We start from the raw sequence: 26,504 nt of genomic DNA on the forward strand, positions 1-26,504 counted from the left end.
AGTATTGGGCATAATTAGGCAAAGTTAACCAAATGTCACTGAGCGACCTCCCCACTTTGATGGCGGCCCAAGGCTTCACCGAGCGCGAGGAACCGATCTCGCTGTTCGAGGAATGGCTGAAGGATGCCGGCAAGACCGAGCCCAATGATCCGAACGGCATGGCGCTCGCCACCGTCGATGAGGAAGGCCTGCCCAATGTCCGCATGGTGCTCCTCAAGGCGGTCGATGGCCGGGGCTTCGTCTTCTACACGAATTACGAAAGCCAGAAGGGCCATGAGCTCTTGTCGGCGAAGAAGGCGGCGCTCTGCTTCCACTGGAAATCGCTGCGCCGCCAGGTCAGGGTGAGAGGTCCGGTCGAAACGGTGAGCGATGCCGAGGCCGATGCCTATTTCGCCTCGCGCCCGCGCGACAGCCGCATCGGCGCCTGGGCCTCGCAGCAATCGCGCCCGCTGAAAGGCCGCTTCGAGCTCGAAGCCGCGGTCGCCATGTATGGCGCCCGCTATGCGATCGGCGAGGTGCCGCGCCCGCCCTACTGGTCGGGCTTCCGCCTGCGCCCGGTCTCCATCGAATTCTGGCATGACCGGCCATTCCGCCTGCATGATCGCGTCGTCTTCCGGCGCGAGACGCCCGATGGCAGCTGGAGCAAAACCCGGCTATATCCTTGAGCCTTGCGGAAGCAGGTTTCGCAAGCGATCCGAAAGAGAGCATGACCACTTCCCCCGAGAGTGAACGCAAGACCTTGATCTTGACCGGTGCGTCGCGCGGCATCGGCCATGCGACGGCGAAGCGCTTCTCGACCGCCGGCTGGCGCGCGATCACCGTGTCGCGCCATCCCTTTCCTGAAAATTGTCCCTGGGATGCAGGACCGGACGACCATATCCAGGTCGATCTCGCCGATCCCGCCGCCACCATCGAAGCCATCGGCCAGATCAAGGAGCGTCTCAAGGCGCAGGGCTCGCGCCTGCATGCGCTGATCAACAACGCCGCCATCTCGCCCAAGAAGCCGGGCGGTGCCCGGCTCAACTCGATCGAGACCGACGAGACGGACTGGAAGACCGTCTTCCAGGTCAATTTCTTTGCGCCGATCATGCTCGCCCGCGGCCTCATCGACGAATTGGCGCGCGCCAGGGGCGCCGTCGTCAATGTCACCTCGATCGCGGGCTCGCGCGTCCATCCCTTCGCCGGCGCGGCCTATGCGACATCGAAGGCGGCACTTGCCGCGCTGACGCGCGAGATGGCCGCCGATTTCGGTCCCTTCGGCGTGCGCGTCAACGCCATCTCGCCGGGCGAGATCGAGACCTCGATCCTCTCTCCCGGCACCGAGAAGATCGTCGCCCAGATACCCATGCACCGTCTCGGCCAGCCCGAGGAAGTGGCGAAGGCGATCTATTTCCTGTGCACCGATGCGTCGAGCTATGTGACCGGTGCCGAGCTTCACATCAATGGCGGGCAACATGTCTGACACCACCCGGCACATCAAACACAATGCCTTGCGGCCGGAAACCATCGCCGCCCACACGCTGAAATCAACCGACGAAGCGACCGGCGCGGTCGCACCGCCGCTCTATACGTCATCGACCTATGCGCGCGACCAGAGCTACACGCCGAAGCTCAGGGAAAATTATGTCCGCAACGGTAATCCCACTCTGTGGCAGGCCGAGCAGACGATCGCCGCCCTCGAGCAGGGCGAGGAAGCGCTGCTCTTTGCCTCCGGCATGGCGGCGATCACCACGCTTCTCGAGACAGTGCCGCAAGGCGGCCATGTGGCGGCCCCCGATGTCATGTATTACGGCACGCGCGACTGGCTGAAGCGGCTCGAGGCCAAGGGCCGCATCACGCTCACTCTGTTCGATGCCGTCAAGCCCGAAGCTCTCGCGGGGGCCGTGCAGAAGGGCAAGACCGATCTCCTGTGGATCGAGACGCCGCTCAACCCGACCTGGGACGTGATCGACATCGCGGCGGCCGCGAAGACCGCCCATGCGGCGGGCGCCATCCTCGCCGTCGATGCGACGGCAAGTGCCGCCGTCACCACCCAGCCGCTGCTGCTCGGCGCCGACATCGTCTTCCATTCGGCGACCAAATATCTCAACGGCCATTCCGATGTGCTGGCCGGCGCCCTTATCACCCGCAAGCTCGATCAGCGCTGGCAGGAGATCGGCATGTTGCGCACCAAGATCGGGGCGCCGCTGGCGCCTTTCGAAAGCTGGCTCCTCATCCGCGGCCTGCGCACGCTGTTCGTGCGCTATCGCCAGGCCTCGCAGAATGCGCTCGCTTTGGCGCGCCATTTCGAGAAGCACCCGAAGATCGAGCGCGCGCTCTATCCGGGCCTCGCCTCGCATCGGGGCCATGACATCGCCAGGCGCCAGATGACCGACGGCTTCGGCGGCATGCTCTCGCTCCTGGTCAAGGGCGGCGCCACGGACGCGGTCAGGGTCTGCACCCGCCTCAAGGTGATCGTGCCGGCCACATCGCTCGGCGGCGTCGAGAGCCTGGCCGAGCACCGCAAGACGGTGGAAGGCCCGGCAAGCCCGGTTCCCGACAATCTCATCCGTCTGTCGATCGGCATCGAGCATGTCGACGATCTCATAGCAGACATCGAGCAGGCGCTGGGCTGACACCTACCCATTCTGTATCGTCATCCCGGCGAAAGTGTCGGACACTCCTAATCCGTCATCCCGGCGAAAGCCGGGACCCCCTGACTAGAATCAACTGGGCGCTGCCGCTCGTTGTGGTGAGATGGAGTCGATCTCGCCCGGCGAAGCCGGCCCAAATCATTCGGAGAAGCACGCACCGCGCCGCCCCGATTGCCCTTATTCAGGGGGCCCCGGCTTTCGCCGGGGTGACGGATGAAAGGATCCGCCACTGGTATCACACCCCACCCCTCCCCATATGCTGGGACGGAGAACTCTCATGCTTGATCTGGATGAACAGGGCGCAGCCCTGCCGGAGGTCACCCACCAGGCGACCGACGGCGAAATACTCGACGCTTATTCAACGGCGGTGACGGGCGCGGTCGACAAGGCCGGACCGTCCGTCGTCCATATTGCGGTGAAGAACGGCCAGGGCCGCCAAGGCGGCGGCTCGGGCTTCGTCGTCGCCTCCGACGGCCTCATCTTCACCAACAGCCATGTCGTCAATGGCGCCAGATCCATCATGGTCGGCTTGGCCGACGGCCAGCGCGCCGCCGCCCGCCTCATCGGCGAGGATCCCGACAGCGACATCGCCGTCATCCGTACCGATGAGAACCTGGCCGCACCGCCGCTCGCCTTGCATGACTCGAAGACGATCAAGCGCGGCCAGCTTGCCATCGCCATCGGCAATCCGCTCGGCTTCGAGCAGACGGTGACGACCGGCGTCATCAGCGCCATCGGCCGTTCCTTGCGCGCCTCGACCGGCCGCCTCATCGATGACGTGATCCAGACCGACGCCGCGCTCAATCCCGGCAATTCCGGCGGACCGCTGGTCGATTCGAAGGGCCGCGTGATCGGCGTCAACACCGCCGTCATCCTCGGCGCCCAGGGCATCTGCTTCTCGGTCGCCAGCAACACGGCGCTCTATGTGCTGACCCAGATCCTGCAGCATGGCCGCGTGCGCCGTGCCGCCATCGGCATCGAGGGCCAGCAGAGCGTGGTGCCGCGCCACATCGCGCGCCATGCCGGCGTCACCCAGGAGATGGGTGTGCGCGTGATGAAGGTCATCGAGAAGAGCCCCGCCGATGACGGCGGCATCAAATCGGGCGACCTCGTCATCGCCATCGACGGCCATGCCGTCGCGGGCATCGATGACTTGCTGCGGCTCCTCAATCACGAGCGCGTCGGCCATGAGACGCGGGTGACCATCCTGCGCCGCGGTGAGTTGCGCGAGCGCTTCATTGTGCCGGTGGAGCGCCGCTGAAGCATCGGCCGGAAAAGCTCGTGGCCGGGTCTAACCCGGCCATCCCGGTCTTCGGACAAGCGCAATGTGCAAGGATCCTATTTCTTGCGCGCGAAGGCACGGCGGTGCAGTTCATGCACTTCGTCCTCGAATTCCGGCACCGGCCCTTCGACCTTCACGAAGGGCGCCACATCTTGAATGGGCAACGGCCGGACCGGGGAGTCGCCCGTAGCGCCCAGTTCGGCCCGCCATTGCCTGAGCTGGCGCGACGATACCGCATAGACGATGCGGCCGAGCCCGACCCAGCCATGCGCGGCCGCGCACATCGGACAATGCTCACCCGATGTGTAGACGGTGGCCCCGGCGCGCTCGGCCGGCGTCATATGAGTAGCGGCCCAGCGGGCGAGATCGAATTCGGGATGGCGCGTCGCATCGCCTTTCCCTTCGCGATTGCGGTCCTCGGCCAGCACCTTGCCGTCGCCCGAGACCAGCACTGAGCCGAACGGATCATCGCCCGCCTCCAGCGCCATGCGCGCCAGCTCTACTGCGCGGCGCATATGCTTGTGATCGGCCTCGCTCAGCATCAGTAAAGCTTGGTCTTGTAATCTTCCTGGATCTCGGCCTCGACCTTGTCGGATTCCTCCAGGTCGACCTCGCAGGCGCGCGCCTGCTCCATCACCATATGGGCGAGACCCGGCAGGAAGCCGCGATCCACATGTGATTTCTGAACCCACAGGCTGGAGCGGCGGAACGCCTTGGCGCAATGGAAGAAGACTTCCTCCACATGCACGCGGATGCCGAGCTTGGGCGGCCTGCCATTGACGGCGGCCGGCGCCAGCTCCGCCGGATCATCGATGATCTCGGCCTTGCCATTGACCCTGAGCGTGTCGTCGATGCCGGGAATGATGAACAGGATGCCGACCTGCGGATTGGCGATGATGTTGGACATCGTATCGACCCGGTTGTTGCCGGGCCGGTCGGGGATGATGATGGTGTTGTCATCGACGACCCGCACGAAGCCCGGCGGGTCGCCGCGCGGCGACACATCGGCATTTCCGTTCTCATCCGCCGTGCCGATGCACAGGAAGGGCGAGCGCTCGATATAGGTGCGCGCATATTTATCGATGCGCCGGAGCGTCTTCTTGGCGGCGAGCTCGCCGGGCTCACCCATCCTGGCTCTCAGAACGCTTTTTTCCTTGATCCGGCTCATCGCCTTTCCCTCCAATTATCCGTTGCGCAGATTCTCCTTGAGCACGCGCTCCTCGAGAATGCGGAAGCCCTTGTCGACGATGTCGAACATCTCGTTGATCTCGGCCTCGGTGATGATGAGCGGCGGGCAGAAGGCGACCGAATCGCCCATCGAGCGCACGATGAGGCCCTGCTCCTGCAGGATATCGGCGGCGATGGCGCCCACACCCTTCTTCGGATCGAAGGGCCGCTTCGTCTTCTTGTCGGCGACGAGCTCGATGGCGCCGATCAGACCCTTGGCGCGGGTCTCGCCGACGAGGGGATGATCGCTGAAGCCCGCGATGCGCTTCTCGAATGTATGCGCCACCTTGCGCACATGCTCGACCGTCTTGTCGCGCTGATAGATCTCGATCGTCTTGAGCGCCACCGCGCAGCCGACCGGATGCGCCGTATAGGTGTAGCCATGGCCGAACGTGCCGATCTTGCGGCTCTCTTCCAGCATCGCCTGGTAAAGCTCTTCCTCGATGGTGATGGCGCCCATCGGGAAATAGGCGGAGGTGATCGCCTTCGCCATCGAGATCGATGAGGGCTTCATGCCCATGGTGGTGGTGCCGAACCAGTTGCCGGTACGCCCGAAGCCGCAGATCACTTCGTCCGCGATGATGCGCACGTCATATTTGGCGAGCACCGCATTGATCTTGGGGAAATAGCTGGCCGGCGGGATGATGACGCCGCCCGCCCCCATGATCGGCTCGGCGATGAAGGCCGCGACCGTGTCGGGGCCTTCCTTCTGGATCAGGTCGTCGAGATCCTTCGCCATGCGGTCGGTAAACTGGTCTTCCGTTTCACCGGCTTCACCATAGCGGTAGTAATGCGGGCAGGACGTGTGCAGCACATTGGCGATCGGCAGGTCGAAATCGGCATGCACCCAGGGCAAACCGGTGAGCGAGGCGGACGCGATGGTGACGCCGTGATAGGCGCGCTGGCGCGAGATGATCTTTTTCTTTTTCGGCCGCCCCTTGGCATTGTTCATATACCAGGTGAGCTTGATCTGCATGTCGTTGGCTTCCGAGCCAGAGCCGCCGAACAGCACCTTGGAGGCGGGGCAAGGTGCTATCTCCTTCAGCTTCTCGGAGAGCTCGATCGCCGCATCATGCGACTTGCCTGAGAAGATCGACGTGTAGGAGAGCTTGCGCATCGACTGCGCCGCCGCTTCCACCAGCTCCTCATTGCCGTAGCCGAGCGCCGTGCACCACAGGCCGGCCAGCCCCTCGATATAGCGCTTGCCCTTGTCGTCATAGAGATGGATGCCGCGCCCCTCATTGAGGATGAGGGGTCCGGTCTCGCGCAGCCGGGCCAGATTCGTATAGGGGTGGATGACCGTCTCGATGTCGCGGACGGCCATATTCGACAGAGGGGACATGGGGATACCTTAGAGTAAGCGTGGAAAGGCCGAGCGGCCCGGGAAGAGTGGCGGCACTCTGCCACGCTCTCCCCGGGTTCCGCAATGGCAGTAGCCGTATGGCTGACGCGCATTCCGGCGAAGGACAATCACTTCGCCGGAAAGGGTTCGCGCCAGATCAATATATTGGAGCAAGTCCTCATCGCCAAAGCCTTCAACTTTGGCGGGATTTGCTCAGGCCTGGTGCTTGTTCTGCCGGTTGGCGATAAGGTCATCGACCACCGCCGGATCGGCCAGGGTCGATGTATCGCCCAGATTGGAGAACTCGTCCTCGGCGATCTTGCGCAGGATGCGCCGCATGATCTTGCCGGAACGTGTCTTGGGCAGGCCCGGCGAGAATTGCAGGAGGTCGGGTGAGGCGATCGGGCCGATCTCCTTGCGCACATGGCTGACGAGCTCCTTGCGCAGGTCATCCGAGCCCTTCTCGCCCGACATCAGTGTCACATAGCAATAGATGCCGGTGCCCTTGATGTCATGCGGATAGCCGACGACGGCCGCTTCCGAAACCTTGGGATGCGAGACGAGCGCAGACTCCACTTCCGCGGTGCCGAGCCGGTGGCCCGACACGTTGAGCACGTCATCGACGCGGCCGGTGATCCAGTAATAGCCGTCATCGTCGCGCCGGCAGCCGTCACCGGTGAAATACATGCCCTTATAGGCCGAGAAATAGGTCTGCACGAAGCGGTCGTGATCGCCATAGACGGTGCGCATCTGGCCTGGCCAGGATTCGAGAATGACGAGATTGCCGGAGGCAGCGCCCTTCAGGATCGTGCCCTTGTCGTCGACCAGCGCCGGCTGGCAACCGAAGAAGGGCCGCGTCGCCGATCCCGGCTTGAGCTTGGTGGCGCCGGGCAACGGCGTGATCAGGATGCCACCGGTCTCGGTCTGCCACCAGGTGTCGACGATCGGACAGCGGTCGTCGCCGACCACGCGGTGATACCATTCCCAGGCTTCCGGATTGATCGGCTCGCCGACGGTGCCGAGAAGCCTGAGCGACTTGCGCGAGGTGCGTTGGACCAGAGCTTCACCCGCCCCCATCAGCGCGCGGATGGCGGTGGGCGCCGTATAGAAGATGTTGACCTTGTGCTTGTCGATCACTTCCCAGAAGCGCGACGCGGTCGGGTAGTTGGGCACGCCTTCGAACATCAGCGTGGTGGCGCCGTTGGCGAGCGGGCCATAGACGATATAGGAATGGCCGGTCACCCAGCCCACATCCGCCGTGCACCAGTAGATGTCGCCGTCATGATAGTCGAAGACATATTGATGGGTGATCGAGGCATAGACGAGATAGCCGGCGGTCGTGTGCAGAACGCCCTTGGGCTTGCCGGTCGAGCCTGACGTATAGAGGATGAACAGCGGATCCTCCGCCTTCATCTTCTCCGGCTTGCATTCGGCCGGCACCTTCGCCGCCTCCTCGTGATACCAATAGTCGCGGCCTTCCTGCATCGCCACGCTCCCGCCGGTGCGGCGCACCACGAGAACCTTCTCGTCGCCGCCGCATTTCTTGAGCGCCTCGTCGGTATTCACTTTGAGCGGGATCTTCCTGCCGCCGCGCAGGCCCTCATCCGCGGTGACGATGAATTTGGATCTGGCATCGTTGATGCGCCCGGCAAGCGAATCGGGCGAGAAGCCGCCGAACACTACCGAATGCACCGCCCCGATCCTGGTGCAGGCCAGCATCGCATAGGCCGCCTCCGGGATCATCGGCATGTAGATGGTGACGCAGTCGCCCTTCTTGACGCCCTGCGCCTTCAGCACATTGGCGAAGCGGCAGACATTCTCATAGAGCTCGCGATAGGTGATCTTCTTGTCGTAATAGGGATCATCGCCTTCCCAGATGATCGCCGTCTGGTTGGCCCGCTTCTTCAGGTGCCGGTCGATGCAGTTGACCGAGACATTGGTGATGCCGTCCTCGAACCATTTGATCGAGACATTGTCATGGGCGAAGCTGGTATTCTTGATCTTCTTCGGCGCCTTGAACCAATCGATCCGCTTGGCATGTTTCGCCCAGAACTTGTCGGGCGCAGAGATCGACTCCGCATACATCTTCTTGTACTGGGCATCGCTCACCAAAGCCCGCTTTTTCCATGGGGCCGGAACCGGATAGACCTTCTCGGACATAAGCAAATCCTCCCTCTCATGCCGCGTTTGGGCGAGTATTATGTTGGCCGCAGTCCTATCCTGCAATCCGACAACTGTCTAAGAAAATCAGCCCCGCGCCTCCCACATGCCTGTCCATCTCCTCTGGTTCATCATCCTCGGCTGCTTCTGGGGGCTCACCCCCTCATTCTACAAGCTCATGGGCGAGGCAGGCCTGCCGATCTCCCATATCATCGTCTATACCGGCGTCATCGTCGGCGCAGCACTCGGCATTGTCCCGCTGCTCAAGGGCCGCTTCACGCTGAGCCGCGAGGTCCTTTTCTACGGCCTCGGCTGCGCCGCGCTCCTCAATGTGCCCTTCGGCATGAGCCTGTACTTCTCGCGCCAGGTGCCGGCCACCGAATATGCGCTCATCGTCTCGACCGCACCCTTCTGGAACTACCTTCTGGCGCTGGCCACGCGGCGCGAGATCGCCAATCGCCGCCGCCTCCTCGCCCTGATGGCGGGCTTCGCATCGAGCGCGGTCATCATCATGTCGGGCGGCGCCCAGGTGGAAGGCGGCTTGTCGTGGTGGCTGATCAGCGCCTTTTCCGTGCCCATCGTCTACAGCGCCTATAACTGGTTCGCCGGCGCCTATTGGCCGAAGAATGCCGACATCATGATGGTGGGCGCGGCCGAATCCGTCTTCTCCGGCCTCCTCGCCATTCCCTTCATGCTCGTTCTGGCGCCGCCCTGGAACGACGCCGCACCACCGCTCTTTGCCTATTGGACGGCGCTTGCCGCTTCGATCCTGTGGATCATCGAGCGCATCGCCTTCTTCACCCTCATCCGCGAGAAGGGCGCGGTCTATACGATCCAGGCGGTCTATGTCTCGACCCCCGCGGCGGTGCTGTGGGCGATCCTCATCTTCGGCAAGCCGGCCAATCCGTGGATCTGGCTGAGCCTCGCCATACTCATGCTGGCGCTGTGGCTCAACAACAGCCAGCGCCGCGTCGCCCTCTGATCGGCCAGTCGGCAGCCAAGGCGCCCCATCTTTACAAAAGAGTTGATATCATCCTATATCAGATGATGCCGACTTTCCCCGAGGTGCCCTTCGCGACCACCTTGTTCATTCGCGACCATTGCCTCTGCCTGCATCTCCAGCGCGCCACCCGCATTGTGGCGCGCCGCTTCGACGACGCCTTGCGCCCGCTCGATCTGACCAATGGCCAGTTTTCGCTGCTGATCTCGCTCAACCGGCCGGGACCGGCGCGGCTCGGCTCGGTCGCCGATCTGCTCGGCATGGACCGCACCACGCTCACCGCGGCGCTGAAGGCGCTGGAGCGCCGCGGCCTCGTCAGGATCGCGATCGATCCCGAGGACCGCCGCGGCCGCCTGCTCACCCTGACCAGGGCCGGCAAGGTGCTGATCGCGAAAGCGGTGCCCATCTGGAAGGACACCCATGGCGACATCGAGGCCGAGCTCCGCAAGGAAGCCCCCGATCTGCTGCGCGGCGATCTTCTGGCTTTGGCAAAGACGGTTTGTGAGCGGCCTACAGCCGCCACACCGCGGTGCGCTTGATCTCGGCATCCTCGAGCTCGCGCGTCACCGGCACATTGTAGTCGATCACGTGCTGGAGCGATGATTTCGGCAGGTAGGAGCGGCCGGGATCGCCGATCAGGATATGCGCGCCTGCGCACTTCGCTTCCCCGAGCCAGGCATGGACGCGCTCCGCCAGCGCCTTCTCGTAGAAGAGATCGCCGACCAGGATGACGTCGAAGGATGCCGCTTGGCCGAGCAGCAGATCTTCGTCGGTGATGGTGATCCCGACATCGTTCAATCGCGCATTGAGCCGCGCCGCGGCGCAGGCGAAGCTGTCGATATCGGCGGCCATCACGCTGTCAGCCCCGGCCTTCTTCGCCGCGATGGCGACAAGCCCCGATCCGGTGGCGAGATCGAGCACGCGCCTCCCCCGAACGATTTCGGCATGATCCAGCACATAGCGCGCCAGCGCCTGGCCGCCGGCCCAGGCGAACGCCCAGAAGGGCGGCGGCAGGCCGATCTCGCCCAGCTCCTCTTCCGTCTTCTGCCAGATCGGCACCGCCTCATGGGCGAGATAGAGCGTCACCTCGGGCACCAATGGCGGCGTCAGCACGCTGGTATTCCGGCGGATGAAGTCCGTATGATCGATGATCTTCAGCAAACTAAATAAACTCCCGGATCACGCTCGCGCCAGCCGCTCCCCAACTCGTCATGGCCGCCCCTTGAGGCGGCCATCCAGCCCCTCCATGCAACAGCTGTGTGGCGTCGAGGCTGGATGGCCGGGTCGAGGCCCGGCCATGACGAGTTAAGAGAGGGCGACTCGCCTACTTCTTCACGCCGCCGAGGCTGAGCACGATCTTCCACTCCTCGGCGCTCACCGGCTGCACCGACAGACGCGAATTATTGACCAGCACCATGTCCTTGAGGCGCTTGTCGGCCTTGCACTGCGCCAGCGTCACCGGCTTCGGCACATCCTCGACAGCGCGGATGTCGACGCATTCCCAAGGGCCCTCCTTGGCGCTCGAATCGGGATGCGCCAGCTTCGCCACCTCGACGATCCCGACGATCGCCTTGCTCTCTCCCGAATGATAGAAGAAGCCTTTGTCGCCGAGCTTCATCTCCTTCATGTTCTTGCGCGCCTGGAAATTGCGCACGCCGGTCCATTCCTCGCCAGCCTTGCCTTTCGCCTTCTGCTGCTCCCACGACCAGGTTTCGGGCTCGGATTTGAACAACCAATAGGCCATCACTTCACCTCCGGATTCTTGAGGCCCCATTTCCAGGCGCGGATCTCGACCGCCGCGAACAGGCCGGCTTTCGCGTAAGGATCGTTCTTGGCGATCGTCTCGGCCGCCGCCCTGTCCTTCGCCTCGACGATGACGAGCGAGCCGATCGGGCTTCCGGCCTCGTCGGTAAAAGGTCCCGCCGCCTTCAGCGCATCGCCCAGGCCGTTGAGATACTCGATATGGACCAGGCGCTCCTTCATGCGCAGCTCCAGCGCATTGGGCTTGTCGGTGCAGATGAAAGCATAGAGCATGTTCTATCCTCTGTGGAATTCAGGGTTGACGGGCCGGGCCAGAAGCCTGGCGATTTCTTCCTCGGGATTCGATCCGCCGTCAACAACCGCATGGACGGCGGCCGAGATCGGCATGTCGATATTCTGCTCATGAGCGAGGCGCGCGACGATCTTCGCGGTGGCGATGCCTTCGACCGTGCCTTTGGCTTCGCTGAGCGCCTGGTCCAGGCTCTTGCCCTGGCCCAGCGCCAGGCCAAGCGAGAAATTGCGCGACTGCCGGCTGGAGCAGGTGAGCAACAGGTCGCCGAGGCCGGAAAGACCGGTCAGCGTCTCGGGCCGCCCGCCCAGCGCCTTGCCGAAACGCGTCAGCTCGCTGAAAGCGCGCGTGGTGAGCGCGGCGCGGGCGCTGTCGCCGAGCTCCTTGCCGGCGGCGATGCCGCAGGCGATGGCCAGCACATTCTTCACCGCACCGCCCAGCGCCACGCCGCGCAGGTCATCCGACGGATAGATGCGGAAAGTCTTGAGACTGAGCGCGCCCGCCCATTCTTTCGCCGTCCTGAGATCGGGGCCGGCGAGCGTCACCGCCGTCGGCAGCCCATGCGCGACATCGAGCGCGAAGCTCGGCCCCGACAGGATGAGCGGCGCGCAGGCAGGCAGGGCTTGCGTCAGGACTTCGTTCATCAGGAGGCCGCTTCCGGCCTCGATGCCCTTCGCGCACAGGATGACGGGAACGTCGAGGCTGGCGAACTGCGCCAGCACCTGGCGCAGATGCTGCGCCGGCACCACCGCCAGCACCGCATCGCAGGGTTCGAGGTCCTTCGGCTTGGCCGTGGCGCGCACCGTCTTGCCGAAGCTGATGCCGTGCAGGCGCGACCACAGCGCGTGCTTGCTGTTGATCTCCTCCGCCGTTTCGGGGCGCCGCGCCCAGACGATGACCTCATGCCCGGCGCGTTCGGCGACCGAAGCGAGCGCCATGCCCCAGGCGCCGGCGCCGATGATGCCGATGCGGCTCATGCCTTCACCCCCGCGCCGGTCAACCGCTTCGCGTCGGGATCGAGCGGCCAGCGGGCGCGCGCCGGAGCGTCGAGCGGATCGGCAAGCCCGAGGGCCAGACGTTCGGCGCCGGCCCAGGCCACCATGGCGGCATTGTCCGTACACAGATGAGCAGGCGGCACCAGAAGCGCGAAACCCGACCGCGCCGCGACCGACTCGAAGGTCCGCCGCAAGGTCTGGTTGGCGGCGACGCCGCCCGCCACCACCAGCACCGGTTGGCGCACATCCGGGAACTCGTTCTTGAAGAGCCGCAGCGCCCGGCCCAGCCGGTCGCGCATCGTGTCGGCGACCGCCGCTTCGAAACCGGCGCAGATATCGGCGATGTCGGCGGACGACAGCGGCCGCAGATCCTCCACCGTCTCGCGGATCGCGGTCTTGAGGCCGGAAAAGGAGAAGTGGCAGCCCTCGCGGCCCTTGAGCGGGCGCGGGAAATCGAACCTTCTGGGATTGCCCTGGCGCGCCAGGATCTCGACTTGCGGGCCGCCCGGATAGGGCAACCCTAAGAGCTTCGCCGTCTTGTCGAAAGCCTCGCCCAAGGCGTCGTCGATGGTGGTGCCGATGCGCCGGTAGCGCCCCACCCCTTCGACGATCTGCACCTGCGTATGGCCGCCCGAAATGAGGAGCAGCAGATAGGGGAAGTCGAGCCGGCCCAGCAGCCGTGGCGTCAGCGCATGGGCCTCGAGATGGTTGATGGCCGCGAGCGGCTTGTCCTTGGCGAGCGCCAGCGCCTTGGCGGTGGTGAGGCCGACCAGGAGGCCGCCGATCAGCCCCGGCCCCGCCGTGGCGGCGATACCGTCCACCTCATCGAGCTTGAGCCCGGCCTCGGCGAGGGCCCTGCCGATCAGCCGGTCGAGATGGCTCGCATGGGCGCGGGCCGCGATTTCCGGCACCACGCCGCCATAGGGCGCATGGTCCTTGATCTGGGAAAGGACGATATTGGCCAGGATCTCGCCTGACCCGTCGGCATGCCGGCGCACCAGGGCCGCCGCGGTCTCATCGCAGGAGGTTTCGATGCCGAGAATGGTCAGGTCCGGTGCGGCCATGAATGCCCATGACGTGTGGTGCGTAAGAGATTAAGAGGAGCCGTGATCTAGCATCCCCTGGAGAAGACTTGCAAACGCCGAGACTGAAGATTGGAACCCGCGGCTCGCGCCTGGCTTTGGCCCAGGCCGAGGAGACGCGCCAGCGCCTGTGCGCCGCCCATGGTTTCGCATTGGCCGAGATCGAGATCGTCGCCATCACCACCACCGGCGATCGCATCCGCGACCGGCCGCTGAACGAGATCGGCGGCAAGGGCCTGTTCACCAAGGAGATCGAGGAGGCGCTGCTCTCGGGCGCGGTCGACCTTGCCGTCCATTCGATGAAGGACATGCCGGCGCGATTGCCCGCGCAGTTGGCGATCGCCGGCTTGCTGCCGCGCGAAGACGCACGCGACGCGCTCATCAGCCCTTCCTGCTCGCGCATCCGTGATCTGGCTCAAGGCTGCACCGTGGGCTCGGCCTCGGTGCGGCGTACCGCGCAATTGAAGCGGCTCCGGCCCGATATCCAGGTGGTCAATTTGCGCGGCAATGTCGAGACCAGGCTTGCCAAGCTCGACCGCGGCGAAGTGGCGGCGACTTTCCTCGCTTGCGCCGGCCTCAATCGCTTGGGCCTCGCCCACCGCATCACCGCCCCGGTGCCGGAAGAGGAGATGCTGCCCGCCGTGGCGCAGGGCGCCATCGGCATCGAGATCCGCGATGATGACCGGCGCATGCACGACCTGCTCGCCGCCATCAATGATGCGCCGACCGAGATCGCGGTCGCTTGCGAGCGTGCCTTTCTCGAAAGCCTCGATGGCTCCTGCCGCACGCCGATCGCCGGCCATGCGATCATCAGGGATGGAAGGCTGGAATTCCGCGGCGAGGCACTCACGCTTGACGGCAAGATGAGCTTCACCGCCGAAAGATCGGGCGCCGTTGGCGATGCCGCGCGCCTCGGCCACGACGCCGGCGAAGAGGTGAAGGCCAAGGGCGGGGACAATCTGCGGCATCTCGGGTGAGGCATGCGCACTGAATCCCATCCGGCGCCACGCGCTACTCTTTACGATAGTCGAACACACACATTGCAGAAGGATGGCTGCTTACCCTCGCCCCGCTTCAGCGGGGAGAGGGAGGGACCCATTGCGAAGCAATGGGAGGGTGAGGGGCTTCCCGGACGAATGGGTTCGACACTTCGATCAAGCAGCAACGTAGTCCTGCACCGCCGATTGCCCCTCACCCTTCCCACCGCTGCGCGGCGGGCCCCTACCCTCTCCCCGCTGCGCTTCGCTTGCAGGGCGAGGGTAAAAAGGCTCGCCCGCGAGATGTGCGACGGGTGGGGCTGACATGCGTCTCCTCGTCACCCGACCTCCCGAAGATGCCGAGGCGCTGAAAGCGAAGCTCGAAAGCCTCGGCCATCGCGTGATCCTCTCGCCCTTGCTCGCCATCGTGCCGCGCGCCGACATCTCGATCCCGGTTGCGGACTATCAGTCGGTCGCACTCACCAGCGCCAATGCGGTGCGCTGCCTTACGGGCACGTCGCATCTGGCGAGGCTCCGCCATCTGCCGGTGCTGGCGGTCGGCCCGCAATCGGCGCTCGCCGCGCACCGGGCGGGTTTCACCCGGGTCACCGAAGCGGGCGGCGATGGCGTAGGCCTTGCACGCCACATCATCGATACCGCAAGACCAGCCGCCGGTCCCGTGCTCTATCTCTCAGGCCGCGACACCGCGAGCGACTTCACCGGACTCCTCGAACGCGCCGGTTTCTCGGTCAGGCGTGTCGTCCTCTACGAAGCGCGCGCAGCCGATCGACTGGCCCCCGGCGCGGCCGGTGCCGAAGGCGTGCTCCTCTATTCGCCGCGCTCGGCAAGGCTGTGGCTCGACCTCGCACAACGGCATGACATTAAGGCGAAGGCCATGCTGCATTATTGCCTGTCGCCCAATATTGCCGCGATTTTGCCCGATGGTTTTGTCACACGGGTCGCCGCGCGGCCGACGGAAGAGTCTCTTCTGGAAATCGTTGGTCGTGCGGCCTAGCATGAAAACAACCAAGATTCGGCGAAAGCAAAACGGGTTCCGATGAGCAACATCGAAAACGACTCGCAAGGCTCGAAAGCCAGAAGCCCCGTCATCGATCTCGAGGCGGAGGACATCTCTCCCGCAGCCGATACCGGCGACGCCAATGCGACCGTCGAGACGGAAGCGCCGAAGGAAGAGTCGGCACCGCCACCGCAGCCTGAGAAATCGCAGCTCTGGACCCGCAACCGCATTCTTGGCCTCGGCGCCGTGATCGCAGCCATGCTCGGCGCCTGGCTCTACCGCGAATTCGGCGCCGATTTCTGGCCGCCCTCTTCCGTCTCGGCCCTCGAGCAAAGGCTCGGCTCGCTCGAAGCCGCAAACCGCACGCTCAATGACCAGCTCGTCGCCCTGAGCGGCACCTTCGATACGCTGAAGGGCGAGACCGCGAAGCTCGCCAGCGATGCGGTCGACAAGGCAAGCGGTCTTGAAACCCGTCTCGCCGATATGGAGAGGGCGCTCGCCGACCTTCGCCAATCGATTGCCGGCCTGAACTCCACGCCGACGGGGACCGCCGATCCGGCCGCCCTTGCCGATCTCACCAGGCGCATCGAGACGCTGGAGCAGGCGGTCGCTTCCTTGCGCGACGGCGGCACCACGCCGCCTCCCACGACCACCGGCGGCGGCCAGGATTTCTCCGAGCTGTCGCAAGCGCTGTCCGATCTCAAGGCCAAATTCGCAGGTGGCGTTCCCTATAAGGAAGAGCTCGACCGCATCGCCGTCTATGTGCCGCAGAACAGCGATCTCGCGGATCTCGGCCCCCATGCCGCTTCGGGCATCGCCAATGCGCAGGCCCTGGCCGCGGCACTGGAAGCGCTGGGCCCGGGCCTTGCCGGATCGGGCGGCGGCACGGAAAGTACCGGGGATGCCGGCGGCTTCTGGGCCTGGGTCGGCACGGTGGTGAAGGTGCGCGATCTCAACACGCTCGATTGGGCCGATCTGGCGCGCGCCGCCGCGGTCGACGCCAAGGCCGGTGATCTCAAATCCGCCATCCAGCGCCTCGAGGAGCCGGGCGGCGAATTGCCGCCGCAGGTCGCCGAATGGCGTGACCGGGCGCGCCTGCGCCTGAAGCTCGAAGGCGCCATGGCGCAGCTCTCGGCCGCGGTCACCGCCATCATCACGGGCAAATCATGATCAGGCTTCTGGTCCGCTTTCTTCTCCTCGCCGCCGCCGCCGCGGGCTTCGCCTGGATCGCCGACCGGCCGGGCACCATCGTCATCCGCTGGCTCAACCGCGAGATCGAGACCTCGGTGCTGGCGGGTCTCGCCGGCCTCATTTTCGCGGTGCTGGCGCTGTGGTTCCTGTTCTCTTTGCTGCGCCGGCTGATCGGCACGCCGGGCGCCATTGGCGGCTATATGCGTTTCCGCAAAGCGCGCCGCGGCTATGAGAGCCTGTCGCGCGGCATCATCGCCGCGGGCGCCGGCGACGGGCAGAACGCGCATCGCTTCGCCGCCATCGCCGCCAAGAATCTCACCGATGAGCCTCTGCTCAAGCTGCTCGAAGTGCAGGCGGCCCAGCTCAAGGGCGACCGCGGCAAGGTGCGGCGCGGCTTCGAGGAGATGCTGAAAGTTCCCGAGACCAAGGCGCTGGGCCTGCGCGGCCTGTTCGCCGAAGCGCGCCAGTCGGGCGATCTCGCCGCGGCGCGCGGTTTCGCCGAGGAAGCGCTCAAGCTCAACCCGGCGCTGGGCTGGGCGTCCTCGGCCATGCTCGCCATCCAGTCCCAGGCGCGCGATTGGGATTCAGCGCTGGTGACACTCGAGACCCAGCGCAAGACCGGCCAGCAGGCGCCCGAGCGCGCGAAGCGCATGAAAGCCGTGCTGCTCGCCGCCAAGGCGCTGGCCGCCGAGACGCGCGATCCCAAATCGGCGCTCGACTGGGCGCTCGAGGCGCATAAGCTCGATCCTGCTCTGGTACCGGCCGCCGCCGTCGCAGCCAGGCTTTATGCCGGCCAGGGCGCCTTGCGCCGCGTATGGCGCGTCATCAGCAAGGCCTGGGAATCAGCCCCCCATCCCGATCTCGCCGAGGCCTATGCCTATGCCCGCCTCACCGATGCGCCGGGCGACCGCCATGACCGGGTGCGCCGCCTGATCGGCTCTTTTGCCGGCGGTGCGGAGGGCGCCTATGCGCTGGGCCGCTCCGCCGCCCAGGCGCGCCAGTGGGACGAGGCGGTGAAGGCGCTGCAGCCTTTGACCGCGGGAGATCCCCAGGCGCGCGTCTGTGCGCTGATGGCCGAGATCGAGGAAGGCCGCGGCGACAAGGGCCGCGCGCGCGAGTGGCTGGCCCGCGCGGTGAGGGCCCCCAGCGATCCCATGTGGGTGATCGATGGCGCGGCCTCGCCCTACTGGACGCCGGTATCGCCGGTGACGGGCGAGATCGCCTTTGCCGAATGGAAAGCGCCTTTCGACCAGCTGCCGCGCCAGGCGGCCCAACCGGCTGAAGTGGAACCCGAAACCGAAGAGGCCGAGTTCCCGCCAGCCCCTTTGCCGCCCCCTGCCGCCGCGGTTCCGCCGCCAGTGCCGGAACCTTCGCCGCCACCCCCGGCGCCCGCGCCCAAGGCCGGCCGGGGAAAGCCCCGCATCGTCCAGCCGGTCCGCCCGCCGGACGATCCGGGCCAGCCCGACGACGACCCCGACCAGCCCGGCCGGACCGTCTCCGCCAATGGTTGAAATCGCCGGACGAACCCTGTATCAGTCCGCCCATTCCACAAGGCGGGGCCGCCTTAGCTCAGTCGGTAGAGCGGCGCATTCGTAATGCGTAGGTCAGGTGTTCGAGTCACCTAGGCGGCACCATTCCTCACATAAAATCAAACAGATACTCCACCCGCCAGATGCAGTCGCATGGCTCGCACGCGGAGAAGTCGCGCGCAGGCCGAGCTTAGCGTATCGTGACGGGTCAGCAGTCTTATTTTGAATTGACGTTGGAAGTTTGGTTCCTTGGGGCGCTCCGGCAAGGAGGGATGGCAATGAGGTCCATAGATCGTCGCGACGCAATAATGTTCGGCGCGGCATTCTGCGCTCCGGCAGCTCTGCTACCCGATTCCGCGAATGCCGAGATGTATGCAAGACATGCGGGTTTCGAAATCTTGCCGGGCGTGAGGCGGATCGACTTGGGTAGATGGCCGGCCGCATTGCCCGACTATAAAGCCATTGTGATAACCGACTATGTCGTGGCGCCTGGCGCAGGCTCTCCGTCGGAGAAAATTAGACACGATACGATCTATCACATCCTCGAAGGGGAATTTCGCGTCAAGAGTGGCAAGGAGTTCATGGTCACCGCTGGTGGTCTCTTTGTCTGTGTCAGGGGCGAGTCGAAGGAAGATACGAACACTGGCCAAATCGATGCGGTAATGCGTGTCATCACTCTGAAGACACGATAGAGCGCGTCTTGCAAGACCAAGATTATCTCTCTGTTTTCGCCGAAGTCCGCGCGTGGCCACCAGACAGGCGGACAAGTGATTGCCAGAGCGGAAAGCTCGCACGCCCCGTGCATCCGTCATCCACATCGGGAAAACGGTACCAGCAGCAAGCAAAATCGTAATTTCCCCGAGCCCGGCCGTCCCATACAAGACCGGGACATTTGCAGGCGCGTCGACAGGATGACTGAGACGCCGCAACACGGGATCAGGCATGCCGGTGGAAAAAGTCGAGACGCTCGTGATCGGGGCCGGTCAGGCCGGTCTGGCGATGAGCGGACATCTGAGCGATCGCAGGGCGCCGCATCTCGTCGTCGAGAAGCATCGGATCGCCGAACACTGGCGCTCGGCACGGTGGGACTCGCTCGTCGCCAACGGCCCGGCCTGGCATGATCGGTTTCCCAACATGGAATTTGCCGATGTCGGTCCCGACGCCTTCGCGCCCAAGGAAAAGGTGGCGGACTATTTCGTCGCCTATGCCGAAAAGATCTCGGCCCCCGTCCGTTGCGGCGTCGAGGTCAAGGTCCTTCGCAAGGCCGAAGATGGTTCCGGTTTCCATGCCGAGACGGCATCCGGCCTGATCGAAGCCAGGCATGTCGTGCTCGCGACCGGGCCCTTTCAACGTCCGATCATCCCCGCCTTCGTCCCGCCGGACGAAGGGATCATGCAGATCCACTCCAACGCCTATCGCAACCCCCGGCAATTGCCTGAAGGGGCGGTGCTTGTGGTCGGCGCCGGATCGTCCGGCGTCCAGATCGCGGAGGAACTGCAGCGCGCCGGAAAGAAAGTCTTCCTGAGCGTTGGTCCGCACAACAAGCCGCCGCGGCGCTATCGCGGAAAGGACTTCGTCTGGTGGCTCGGCGTGCTGGGCATGTGGGACGCGAGAACCCCTCACCCCTCCATGGAACATACGACCATTGCGGTGAGCGGTGCGCATGGTGGCCGCACCGTCGACTTCCGCCAACTTGCGGCGGACGGGATGACATTGCTCGGCCGGGCGGAGGCGTTCAGGGACGGCGCCATGCATTTCGCCCCCGATCTCAAGCGGAATATTCACCGCGGTGACGCCGATTACCTTTCGGTCCTCGACGCCGCGGATGCCTATGCCAGCAAGGAAGGGCTGAATCTGCCGGAGGAACCCGATGCCCGCAGGATCGGGCCGGACCCGCAATGCGTCGTCGATCCCGTGCTGCGGCTGAACCTGAAGCACACCAGGATCACCTCGATCGTCTGGGCGACTGGCTATGCCCTCGACTTCAGCTGGGTGAAGATCGACGCTTTCGATGAAAAAGGCCGCCCCAAGCATGACCGCGGCGTTTCGACCGTGCCCGGCCTCTATTTCCTAGGCCTGCCCTGGCTGTCGCGAAGGGCGTCATCCTTCATCTGGGGCGTCTGGCACGATGCCAGGTATCTGGCGGATCACATCGCGGCGGCGCAGGCCGGCTGACACGGGCGTCTGGCTCACGGCATTTCCTTCAATATCGCCATCACCACCGCTGCCGAGTTCTTCGACGCCAGCCCCATGAAGGTCATCATCTCATTGGCGCCCTCGCCGCCGCCGGCGAGGTCGGACAGGCTGCGCACCGCCAGGAACGGAACGCCATTGGCAAAGGTCACCTGCGCGACGGCAGCACTTTCCATGTCGAGCACCTTGGCCTGGAAGGTCGCCAGCACATAGTCGCGGAACTTGGCATTGTCGACAAAGGCCTGGCCCGACACGCCATTGCCGCCGACGACGATCCTGGGCTTGTGGATGAGGCATTTGTTCGCCTCGACGCAGTCTGTGAGATCGATCCTGGCCGCAACCCTAAGGGCGGCGGCAAGCAGCGCGGGATCACTCGGGAACCAGAAGCGGCTTTCGGCAGCCATGTCCTTGCGCGTGACCTCGACGCGCCGCGGCATCATCATGCCATAGCCGGCATACTCGCTTTTCTCCATCCAGGGCGGGATGGCGAAGCCGGAAGTGGTCTCGCGCGCGAAAACCGATTCGAGATACTGGCCCCATTGATCGGCGATGACGACATCGCCGATATGAAGGGCGGGATCGACGCCGCCGGCAATGCCCGAGAACAGGACCGAGGTGACGGTGAAGCGGTCGAGGCCGATCTGGGTGTTCATGGCCGCATTGACCATGCTGATGCCGCTCAGGAACAGGACGACATCCTTGCCGGCAAGCCTGCCGGTGAGATAGGAGCGGCCATTGACCTTATATTCCTTGGGCTCGACGAGCTCGGCCTTGAGGGACGTCCATTCCGGCTCGAAGGCCGACACGACCGCGATTCGCGGCGTCGGATCGAGGAGGCCTGTTGCTGAGACTCTTTGAGCCAGACCGAGCAGCAGCAGCACCGTCAGCACCGCGACAACGCGGCAACGCGGCCAAACCTGTTTTTTCATGACGACCCCCTCGCAATCAGCTTGCCTGACCCCTTTACCATCAGATCAGGGAGCTGTTGCTTTACATCGGGAATGGGAAGATTTGGAGAGTGGGCACGGCGCGCCAAACCCTGGGAGGCATCACTGGCGACGATCCGCCTGGCAATGCAGATGCAGAAACGGTCATATCCGATGCTGCTGGCAGCCACCTTGCTTGCCGTGGCCGCGTCCGGCCCGCGCGCGGCACAGGCGACGACGGCCAATATCGGCTGGCGCCCCGGCGGTGATCTCTACACCTACATAGCCGAAGCCTTCGACATGCTGAACAGCGGCAAGTCCTATCGCGTGACGGGCGATCAATATTCGGCCGCCGCGATGCAGGTGGTCTATCTCGAGAACCACATGCCGCGGCGTATCTGCGCCACCCGCAACGCCAGGCTCAATTTCCATCTGGGCTACGACAAGGAGACCAGATCGAAGATAAAGAAGCTCGATCCGGTCTGGGTCGCCTTCATCGGACGCAACAATCTGCGACGCCTGGGCAAGCTTCCCGAATACCGCAAGGGCTTCAAGACGGTCAGGGCCAGCGACTATCTCGGCCTGTGCAAATAGCGATTGGCTGACGGAAGCTTTTGCAAGCGGGCTTCGCGCCTTCTACCATCGGTTCATGAAGATAAGGTCCCTCGCCCCATCCGACTGGGAACTGAAGCGCCGCTTGCGCCTCGCCGCGCTCACGGACAGCCCGCAGGCCTTCGGCAGCAGCTATGAGCGCGAAGCCGGTTATACAGAGACGGATTGGCGCCTCTGGCCGGCGAACGGCGTGTTCTTCGCCGCCTTCGCCGACGATGAACGCGCGCTTGGAATCGCAGCCGGCTATCGGGAGCCATCAAGCCCGGCGGTCGCGCGCCTGATCAGCATGTGGGTGGCGCCTGAGGCACGCCGGCTGGGCGTGGCGGCCCAACTGACCGCCTCCGTCGTCGCATGGACCAGGGAGCAAGACGCCGAATGGCTCGAGCTCGAAGTCGCTCCCGGCAATGACGCGGCGATGCAGGCCTATCTGCGCAGTGGCTTTGTCCTCACCGGCCGCACGCCTTCGCGCGCCTGCGGTGCCGTTCTCGAATTGATGCTGTCCACGGGATGAGTCCGCACTCCATGAGCAACGCCAAACGGCCTGCGCTGAAGTGATCTGTCCGCATCGGCCAGTTGATAAGCGGTCACCTGGGTTTCGCCGGGCGTAGTTCCTCAATTGCCCTGGACTGCCAGATTCTGGTTGATGTCGACATTCGCCGCGCCACCGTCCTCGAGCAGGCTGGTCCAGAAGGCGAGGATCTTGTTCAGCCTCTCGATCGGCAGGGGCGCGCGCTCCGCCGTGCCGCCGCGACCGACGCCGAAGACATGCACTTTGGCGCCGCGCAATTGCGGCAGCAGCCGGTTGTCGTTGACGCGCTTGAGCAGGTCGGCATTGGGCAGCATGAGAAACTCGCCGCCCGGCATGAAAGGCGAGTTCTCGATCAGGTCGGTGAACAGGAACACTTCCGCTTCCTTGGGCGCCGCCAGCTCCTCGCGCGACACCAGCGCCAGGGTCGTCACGATGTCGGAGAATTCGAGCTCGGTGAAATTGTCCAGACGCGCCCGCGTCTTGTCGCGGATCTCGGCGATGAGAACGCGCTTGTGGTTGAGGATCAGCCCGCCGGTGCAGTCCGACAGCAGATCCTCCCAGAAGCCCTTGGGCGGACAATAGGGCATGCATCTGTCGACCAGCCGTTCCGAATGCGTAGCGCTGTCGCCGATGGTGCGGATGATGATGCGGTCGCCGCCTTTGATATCTCCGACGATGCGCTGCAGCCCGTCGACGAGCGTGGTTTTGTCCTGCGCGTCATAGGGCGTCGTCACATCGAGAAAGAGCAGGATGTTCTTGCCTTCGGCCGAACAATAACGTTGCCAGTCGATGCTCTGCGCCTGTGCCGGAGCGAAGGTGAAGACGCCGAGGAACAGGAAGAGCAAAGCGGATAGACGGATATGCAAACGCACGGCCTTTCACTTCGTCATCTGAGCGGCCGGATATTGACGCCCTTCGTCACCTCGCTGGGCGGCAGGCGCGAGCCCGCGAGCTGCGAGGCCACGTCGTTGCTTTCCGCCTCGTCGGCCAGCGTGTCGAGGCTGTCGAGCACGAACTGATCCCACTCGTCGAGCGGATAGCCGAGCAGCGTCTTCATCTCGATGATCTTGTTGTTGGCATCGGCGAAATTGCGGCTGGCGCCCGCGAGGTCGGGCGTGAATTTGCGGATCGCCTTGCCGCGCGACTGCGTGTATTTGCCCTGGATCTTGCTCAACCGCTTCGTCGCCTTCCTGAGCGCGATCTCCGAATGATCGAAATCCTTGTCGGGATCGTGGCTGAAGAAGCCAAGCAGCATGGCAATGAGCGCGCCGCCGAAATTGACGGTGAACAATATGAGCGCGCTCACATCGCCGAAGGCGGCGAACAGGCTCGCCAGGAAGCCATGCTGGCTGACTTGCCCGCCGATATCGCTGAACAGCCCGCCGATGCCGGGGTCGGCCGCACCGGCCGAGTAACGCGCCCGCCCGATGGTGAGGATCGAGATCAGGATCGCCAGCGCCACGACCGATAGAAGGGCGATGATGAGATTGGACCACACCACGCGGCGGCGATATTCCGACCACACCTGGCGGATGCAGCGCCCGCACAGATGCGCCAGCAGCAGCAGCAGGATGGCGAAGGCCGTCGAAACGACATAGGAGGTGAGGTTCGAGCCCTGGATCGCATAGTCGAACAGGAACTTGTTGACGGGCGCTTCGAGGATGGCGAGGCCGAGCGCCAGAAGCCAGAACACCCAGGACGCCATGCCGATATTGTTGATCGGCCGGCGCACCACCGCCTGCAGGCGGTCGAACTGCTGGTCGTGGCGCTCGAAATCGCGCAAGGCGGCCGAATAAGCCTCCGAGCGCGGACCATGATCCATGTCGAGCGTGGCGATCTCGTTCTTGCGCTCGTTCAGCAGCTTGACATATTCGGAATGATGTTTCTGGCGCGCGCCCATCCACTTGGCGAGCTCCTCGCGCGGATCGGCCGTGCGTCCCCTTGCCTGCAGCAGGGCCATGTCTCCCTCCCCTCGGTGCCGGACCCGGGAATCCGGCCGCACGATGATCAAAGCGCTAAATGCCTGTGACGGCAATAGAAACTTTGTAGGGTCAAGGTAAAGGCGCGGGAATCCGGCGGCCCGGCGTGACTTTTTACGGCACGGGAACCCGCCGCCTGACCGGGCGTTATGCCGATACTCTCACTTTGGTTCACGTGTCGGGACCCGTCTTTGCCGGTTTCGGAAGGGCGGGTCCTGTTGCAGGAGCGCGGCAAAACGGGTCTGAAAGGATCGCCTGGCCGCCTTTTGCCGGCATGGGCGCCGGCCCATCATAGCAGGCAAGCCGGCTCTCGGCCGCTCCAATGATCTGGCAATCCGCCATGCTCACTTTGGGTGGCTCTTTGATCTTCAGGGGCGGGCGATTTCTGGTCCTGCGAAGGGTTCGGCATGCGTAAAGCGCGTGTAAGACCGTGTTCCCGGACCCGTAACCTTCCCGTGATCGAGAGGTCATGGACGAAAGCTTGCAAATGTTTAAGATGAGACCCGTAGCCCGGCCAAGGGGATGGCCGGCAAGAGGGAGAAGTCCATGCGCCTGAGGCTCATCGCCGCCGTTGCCATGATCATCTGTGCAGCGAGCGCCGGCAATGCCCTTACCGCGAAGAACCTTTTGATCGTCATCAACAAGTCGAGCCAGAAGATGACGGTCTCGGTCGATGGCGAGAAGACTTACACCTGGCTGGTCTCGACCGGCGCCTCCGGCTACTCGACGCCGAGCGGAAGCTTCCGGCCCTTCCGGATGGAGCGCGATCACTTCTCCAAGGAATGGGACGACGCGCCGATGCCGCATTCCATCTTCTTCACCATGGAAGGCCATGCGATCCATGGCAGCCCTTACACCAAGCGGCTCGGCACCCGTGCCTCGCATGGCTGTGTGCGCCTGGCGCCTGCCAATGCCGCCAAGCTGTTCAGCCTGGTTCAGAAGACGGGCATGAAGAACACCCGCGTCGTGGTGAGGGGCGGCTTTGACTTCGGCTTCTCCGACGATTTCGCCAGCGCCTTGCCGCGCAAGCCCAAATGGTCGAAGCGGCGCAATCCTTTCGCCGACCTGTTCGACTGAGCGGGGCGCGCAGCGGCGGCGATGATCGAGCCCTCTGCCCATCCGCTCCATCGCCAAGCTTGATGGATATTGTCTGATGATTGGGACAGGGGCCTGCGCCCGTGGTCTAGTGATGATGCGCCCGAGCTGTCCTATAGTCCCGACATGACGCAAAAAACACGGGATGAGGGCTGATGGCTTGGCTGATCGCCGCGATCGTATTCCTGGTTCCGCTCATCTTCTTCCCGCGTGCGGCCGGCTACATCCTGCTCGCGGCGGCCGTGATTCTGGGGGGCTGGGCCATCTATGAGTGGATGGACAATACCCGCACGCTGGCGGAGGAGGAGAAAGTGACCATTGCAGCAACTTTCGACCCTGTCACCTGCGCCGCAGTGACCCCGGTCCTAACCAGGACCAGCAATGGCAGTGACTGGGAAGTGCTTTCTGTCCGTTTCGACATCGCCGTCAAGCGGCGCGGATATAGCAATGAAATCGGGAGGTTATCTCGCCTCCTCGACGATCAGCCGATGCCGCCGGGGGCCCGCACGCAATATTGTTACGCGCTGCCCACCCTTATTCCGCCGATTGACCCTGCGGAACTCGAATTTACCGTTCCCGTCAAATTTGTAACTTTTAAGTGAAATCTTTCTTTGGTTATGAGAAATATCCAAAACATTTGAATCCGGTGATGCTTTCTGCAAGTATCTGACCGGGGGTCGGCTG

The 26,504-nt window shown here is 64.2% G+C and carries 28 protein-coding genes and 1 tRNA gene; 17 read left to right on the plus strand and 12 right to left on the minus strand.

The window, feature by feature from the left end:
- The first annotated feature begins 59 nt into the window (after positions 1–59).
- The 4 genes from pdxH to DT068_RS13330 all read left to right on the plus strand — a co-directional run bounded on the left by pdxH (position 60) and on the right by DT068_RS13330 (position 3,894).
- Positions 60–665 (plus strand): pyridoxamine 5'-phosphate oxidase, encoded by a 606-nt coding sequence (gene pdxH / locus DT068_RS13315; RefSeq protein ID WP_438816433.1) that lies wholly within the window; start codon positions 60–62, stop codon positions 663–665.
- Between the two features lie 41 nt (positions 666–706).
- Positions 707–1,462, plus strand: coding sequence for an SDR family NAD(P)-dependent oxidoreductase (locus DT068_RS13320; RefSeq protein ID WP_119390630.1), 756 nt, complete (start codon positions 707–709; stop codon positions 1,460–1,462).
- On the plus strand, positions 1,455–2,615 hold the full coding sequence (locus tag DT068_RS13325) for a trans-sulfuration enzyme family protein (RefSeq protein ID WP_119390631.1): 1,161 nt from the start codon (positions 1,455–1,457) through the stop codon (positions 2,613–2,615). Before DT068_RS13320 ends, DT068_RS13325 begins: the two co-directional genes overlap by 8 nt.
- Before the next feature lie 295 nt (positions 2,616–2,910).
- Positions 2,911–3,894: a S1C family serine protease gene (locus tag DT068_RS13330; protein WP_119390344.1), complete on the plus strand. Its 984-nt coding sequence runs from the start codon at positions 2,911–2,913 to the stop codon at positions 3,892–3,894.
- 77 nt (positions 3,895–3,971) lie between these two features.
- On the opposite strand, the gene DT068_RS13335 is transcribed toward DT068_RS13330, so the two are convergent.
- The 4 genes from DT068_RS13335 to acs form a co-directional block, all read right to left on the minus strand.
- Positions 3,972–4,457 (minus strand): nucleoside deaminase, encoded by a 486-nt coding sequence (locus DT068_RS13335; protein ID WP_119390345.1) that lies wholly within the window; start codon positions 4,455–4,457, stop codon positions 3,972–3,974.
- Positions 4,457–5,083: a pyridoxamine 5'-phosphate oxidase family protein gene (locus tag DT068_RS13340; protein WP_119390632.1), complete on the minus strand. Its 627-nt coding sequence runs from the start codon at positions 5,081–5,083 to the stop codon at positions 4,457–4,459. Before DT068_RS13340 ends, DT068_RS13335 begins: the two co-directional genes overlap by 1 nt.
- Positions 5,084–5,098: 15 nt before the next feature.
- Positions 5,099–6,484 carry an aminotransferase gene (locus tag DT068_RS13345; protein ID WP_119390346.1) on the minus strand — a complete coding sequence of 462 codons (1,386 nt, stop codon included), beginning with the start codon at positions 6,482–6,484 and terminating at the stop codon, positions 5,099–5,101.
- Between the two features lie 213 nt (positions 6,485–6,697).
- The gene (acs, locus tag DT068_RS13350) at positions 6,698–8,644 is read right to left on the minus strand and encodes an acetate--CoA ligase (protein WP_119390347.1); all 1,947 of its coding nucleotides are present in this window, start codon (positions 8,642–8,644) and stop codon (positions 6,698–6,700) included.
- A gap of 106 nt (positions 8,645–8,750) precedes the next feature.
- On the opposite strand from acs, the gene DT068_RS13355 reads away from it, so the two are divergent.
- A complete protein-coding gene (locus DT068_RS13355; protein ID WP_119390348.1) occupies positions 8,751–9,626 on the plus strand; it encodes a DMT family transporter in 876 nt (291 codons plus the stop codon).
- A 65-nt stretch (positions 9,627–9,691) separates the two neighbouring features.
- Complete coding sequence (locus DT068_RS13360; RefSeq protein WP_119390633.1) at positions 9,692–10,183, plus strand: MarR family winged helix-turn-helix transcriptional regulator; 492 nt, start codon at positions 9,692–9,694, stop codon at positions 10,181–10,183.
- On the opposite strand, the gene DT068_RS13365 is transcribed toward DT068_RS13360, so the two are convergent.
- From DT068_RS13365 to tsaD, 5 genes are all read right to left on the minus strand, one after another.
- Positions 10,155–10,802: a class I SAM-dependent methyltransferase gene (locus DT068_RS13365; RefSeq protein WP_438816434.1), complete on the minus strand. Its 648-nt coding sequence runs from the start codon at positions 10,800–10,802 to the stop codon at positions 10,155–10,157. The two genes, DT068_RS13360 and DT068_RS13365, sit on opposite strands and share 29 nt — an antisense overlap.
- Positions 10,803–10,968: 166 nt before the next feature.
- Positions 10,969–11,388: an EVE domain-containing protein gene (locus tag DT068_RS13370; RefSeq protein ID WP_119390350.1), complete on the minus strand. Its 420-nt coding sequence runs from the start codon at positions 11,386–11,388 to the stop codon at positions 10,969–10,971.
- The gene (locus tag DT068_RS13375) at positions 11,388–11,678 is read right to left on the minus strand and encodes a YciI family protein (protein ID WP_119390351.1); all 291 of its coding nucleotides are present in this window, start codon (positions 11,676–11,678) and stop codon (positions 11,388–11,390) included. Before DT068_RS13375 ends, DT068_RS13370 begins: the two co-directional genes overlap by 1 nt.
- A 3-nt stretch (positions 11,679–11,681) precedes the next feature.
- A complete protein-coding gene (locus DT068_RS13380) occupies positions 11,682–12,671 on the minus strand; it encodes an NAD(P)H-dependent glycerol-3-phosphate dehydrogenase (protein WP_119390352.1) in 990 nt (329 codons plus the stop codon).
- Positions 12,668–13,738 carry a tRNA (adenosine(37)-N6)-threonylcarbamoyltransferase complex transferase subunit TsaD gene (tsaD, locus tag DT068_RS13385; RefSeq protein WP_119390634.1) on the minus strand — a complete coding sequence of 357 codons (1,071 nt, stop codon included), beginning with the start codon at positions 13,736–13,738 and terminating at the stop codon, positions 12,668–12,670. The genes DT068_RS13380 and tsaD overlap by 4 nt, the downstream gene beginning before the upstream one ends.
- An 83-nt stretch (positions 13,739–13,821) precedes the next feature.
- Here tsaD and hemC point away from each other — a divergent pair, with 83 nt between their 5' ends.
- From hemC to DT068_RS13420, 7 genes are all read left to right on the plus strand, one after another.
- Positions 13,822–14,748: a hydroxymethylbilane synthase gene (gene hemC / locus DT068_RS13390; RefSeq protein WP_119390353.1), complete on the plus strand. Its 927-nt coding sequence runs from the start codon at positions 13,822–13,824 to the stop codon at positions 14,746–14,748.
- 325 nt (positions 14,749–15,073) lie between these two features.
- The gene (locus tag DT068_RS13395; RefSeq protein WP_119390354.1) at positions 15,074–15,763 is read left to right on the plus strand and encodes a uroporphyrinogen-III synthase; all 690 of its coding nucleotides are present in this window, start codon (positions 15,074–15,076) and stop codon (positions 15,761–15,763) included.
- Positions 15,764–15,805: 42 nt separating this feature from the next.
- Complete coding sequence (locus DT068_RS13400; RefSeq protein WP_119390355.1) at positions 15,806–16,936, plus strand: hypothetical protein; 1,131 nt, start codon at positions 15,806–15,808, stop codon at positions 16,934–16,936.
- On the plus strand, positions 16,933–18,468 hold the full coding sequence (locus DT068_RS13405) for a heme biosynthesis protein HemY (protein WP_119390356.1): 1,536 nt from the start codon (positions 16,933–16,935) through the stop codon (positions 18,466–18,468). The genes DT068_RS13400 and DT068_RS13405 overlap by 4 nt, the downstream gene beginning before the upstream one ends.
- A 47-nt stretch (positions 18,469–18,515) precedes the next feature.
- Positions 18,516–18,591, plus strand: a tRNA-Thr gene (locus DT068_RS13410).
- Positions 18,592–18,764: 173 nt separating this feature from the next.
- A complete protein-coding gene (locus DT068_RS13415) occupies positions 18,765–19,178 on the plus strand; it encodes a cupin domain-containing protein (RefSeq protein ID WP_162914183.1) in 414 nt (137 codons plus the stop codon).
- Positions 19,179–19,428: 250 nt separating this feature from the next.
- Positions 19,429–20,661 (plus strand): flavin-containing monooxygenase, encoded by a 1,233-nt coding sequence (locus DT068_RS13420; protein ID WP_119390358.1) that lies wholly within the window; start codon positions 19,429–19,431, stop codon positions 20,659–20,661.
- Positions 20,662–20,675: 14 nt separating this feature from the next.
- Here DT068_RS13420 and DT068_RS13425 read toward each other — a convergent pair whose 3' ends face one another.
- Complete coding sequence (locus DT068_RS13425) at positions 20,676–21,608, minus strand: 5'-methylthioadenosine/S-adenosylhomocysteine nucleosidase (RefSeq protein WP_119390359.1); 933 nt, start codon at positions 21,606–21,608, stop codon at positions 20,676–20,678.
- A 150-nt stretch (positions 21,609–21,758) separates the two neighbouring features.
- Between DT068_RS13425 and DT068_RS13430 the strand changes: the two genes are divergently transcribed.
- Entirely contained in the window at positions 21,759–22,199 is a 441-nt protein-coding gene (locus DT068_RS13430) for a hypothetical protein (protein ID WP_162914184.1), read from the plus strand.
- Positions 22,200–22,254: 55 nt separating this feature from the next.
- Complete coding sequence (locus DT068_RS13435) at positions 22,255–22,728, plus strand: GNAT family N-acetyltransferase (RefSeq protein WP_119390361.1); 474 nt, start codon at positions 22,255–22,257, stop codon at positions 22,726–22,728.
- Positions 22,729–22,829: 101 nt separating this feature from the next.
- On the opposite strand, the gene DT068_RS13440 is transcribed toward DT068_RS13435, so the two are convergent.
- Together DT068_RS13440 and DT068_RS13445 are read right to left on the minus strand one after the other, a co-directional pair.
- Positions 22,830–23,618 carry a hypothetical protein gene (locus DT068_RS13440; protein ID WP_162914185.1) on the minus strand — a complete coding sequence of 263 codons (789 nt, stop codon included), beginning with the start codon at positions 23,616–23,618 and terminating at the stop codon, positions 22,830–22,832.
- A 14-nt stretch (positions 23,619–23,632) separates the two neighbouring features.
- On the minus strand, positions 23,633–24,706 hold the full coding sequence (locus DT068_RS13445) for a hypothetical protein (RefSeq protein ID WP_119390363.1): 1,074 nt from the start codon (positions 24,704–24,706) through the stop codon (positions 23,633–23,635).
- Positions 24,707–25,271: 565 nt separating this feature from the next.
- Here DT068_RS13445 and DT068_RS13450 point away from each other — a divergent pair.
- Both DT068_RS13450 and DT068_RS13455 read left to right on the plus strand, forming a co-directional pair.
- Positions 25,272–25,802, plus strand: coding sequence for a L,D-transpeptidase (locus DT068_RS13450; RefSeq protein ID WP_119390635.1), 531 nt, complete (start codon positions 25,272–25,274; stop codon positions 25,800–25,802).
- Positions 25,803–25,975: 173 nt separating this feature from the next.
- On the plus strand, positions 25,976–26,422 hold the full coding sequence (locus DT068_RS13455) for a hypothetical protein (RefSeq protein WP_119390364.1): 447 nt from the start codon (positions 25,976–25,978) through the stop codon (positions 26,420–26,422).
- Positions 26,423–26,504: the final 82 nt, after the last annotated feature.

Origin of the sequence: Taklimakanibacter lacteus (assembly GCA_003576695.1) — a bacterium.
GTDB lineage: Bacteria > Pseudomonadota > Alphaproteobacteria > Rhizobiales > Aestuariivirgaceae > Taklimakanibacter > Taklimakanibacter lacteus.

Coding starts and splice junctions, on each gene's coding strand:
- DT068_RS13345 (WP_119390346.1), bottom strand. CDS start 6,484: ATGTCCCCTCTGTCGAATATGGCCGTCCGCGACATCGAGACGGTCATC.
- DT068_RS13380 (WP_119390352.1), bottom strand. CDS start 12,671: ATGAGCCGCATCGGCATCATCGGCGCCGGCGCCTGGGGCATGGCGCTC.
- pdxH (WP_438816433.1), top strand. CDS start 60: ATGGCGGCCCAAGGCTTCACCGAGCGCGAGGAACCGATCTCGCTGTTC.
- DT068_RS13340 (WP_119390632.1), bottom strand. CDS start 5,083: ATGAGCCGGATCAAGGAAAAAAGCGTTCTGAGAGCCAGGATGGGTGAG.
- DT068_RS13435 (WP_119390361.1), top strand. CDS start 22,255: ATGAAGATAAGGTCCCTCGCCCCATCCGACTGGGAACTGAAGCGCCGC.
- DT068_RS13405 (WP_119390356.1), top strand. CDS start 16,933: ATGATCAGGCTTCTGGTCCGCTTTCTTCTCCTCGCCGCCGCCGCCGCG.
- DT068_RS13395 (WP_119390354.1), top strand. CDS start 15,074: ATGCGTCTCCTCGTCACCCGACCTCCCGAAGATGCCGAGGCGCTGAAA.
- DT068_RS13320 (WP_119390630.1), top strand. CDS start 707: ATGACCACTTCCCCCGAGAGTGAACGCAAGACCTTGATCTTGACCGGT.
- DT068_RS13450 (WP_119390635.1), top strand. CDS start 25,272: ATGCGCCTGAGGCTCATCGCCGCCGTTGCCATGATCATCTGTGCAGCG.
- DT068_RS13400 (WP_119390355.1), top strand. CDS start 15,806: ATGAGCAACATCGAAAACGACTCGCAAGGCTCGAAAGCCAGAAGCCCC.
- DT068_RS13325 (WP_119390631.1), top strand. CDS start 1,455: ATGTCTGACACCACCCGGCACATCAAACACAATGCCTTGCGGCCGGAA.
- DT068_RS13445 (WP_119390363.1), bottom strand. CDS start 24,706: ATGGCCCTGCTGCAGGCAAGGGGACGCACGGCCGATCCGCGCGAGGAG.
- DT068_RS13415 (WP_162914183.1), top strand. CDS start 18,765: ATGAGGTCCATAGATCGTCGCGACGCAATAATGTTCGGCGCGGCATTC.
- DT068_RS13355 (WP_119390348.1), top strand. CDS start 8,751: ATGCCTGTCCATCTCCTCTGGTTCATCATCCTCGGCTGCTTCTGGGGG.
- DT068_RS13425 (WP_119390359.1), bottom strand. CDS start 21,608: ATGAAAAAACAGGTTTGGCCGCGTTGCCGCGTTGTCGCGGTGCTGACG.
- DT068_RS13360 (WP_119390633.1), top strand. CDS start 9,692: ATGCCGACTTTCCCCGAGGTGCCCTTCGCGACCACCTTGTTCATTCGC.
- acs (WP_119390347.1), bottom strand. CDS start 8,644: ATGTCCGAGAAGGTCTATCCGGTTCCGGCCCCATGGAAAAAGCGGGCT.
- DT068_RS13455 (WP_119390364.1), top strand. CDS start 25,976: ATGGCTTGGCTGATCGCCGCGATCGTATTCCTGGTTCCGCTCATCTTC.
- DT068_RS13330 (WP_119390344.1), top strand. CDS start 2,911: ATGCTTGATCTGGATGAACAGGGCGCAGCCCTGCCGGAGGTCACCCAC.
- DT068_RS13370 (WP_119390350.1), bottom strand. CDS start 11,388: ATGGCCTATTGGTTGTTCAAATCCGAGCCCGAAACCTGGTCGTGGGAG.
- DT068_RS13375 (WP_119390351.1), bottom strand. CDS start 11,678: ATGCTCTATGCTTTCATCTGCACCGACAAGCCCAATGCGCTGGAGCTG.
- DT068_RS13335 (WP_119390345.1), bottom strand. CDS start 4,457: ATGCTGAGCGAGGCCGATCACAAGCATATGCGCCGCGCAGTAGAGCTG.
- DT068_RS13430 (WP_162914184.1), top strand. CDS start 21,759: ATGCAGAAACGGTCATATCCGATGCTGCTGGCAGCCACCTTGCTTGCC.
- DT068_RS13420 (WP_119390358.1), top strand. CDS start 19,429: ATGCCGGTGGAAAAAGTCGAGACGCTCGTGATCGGGGCCGGTCAGGCC.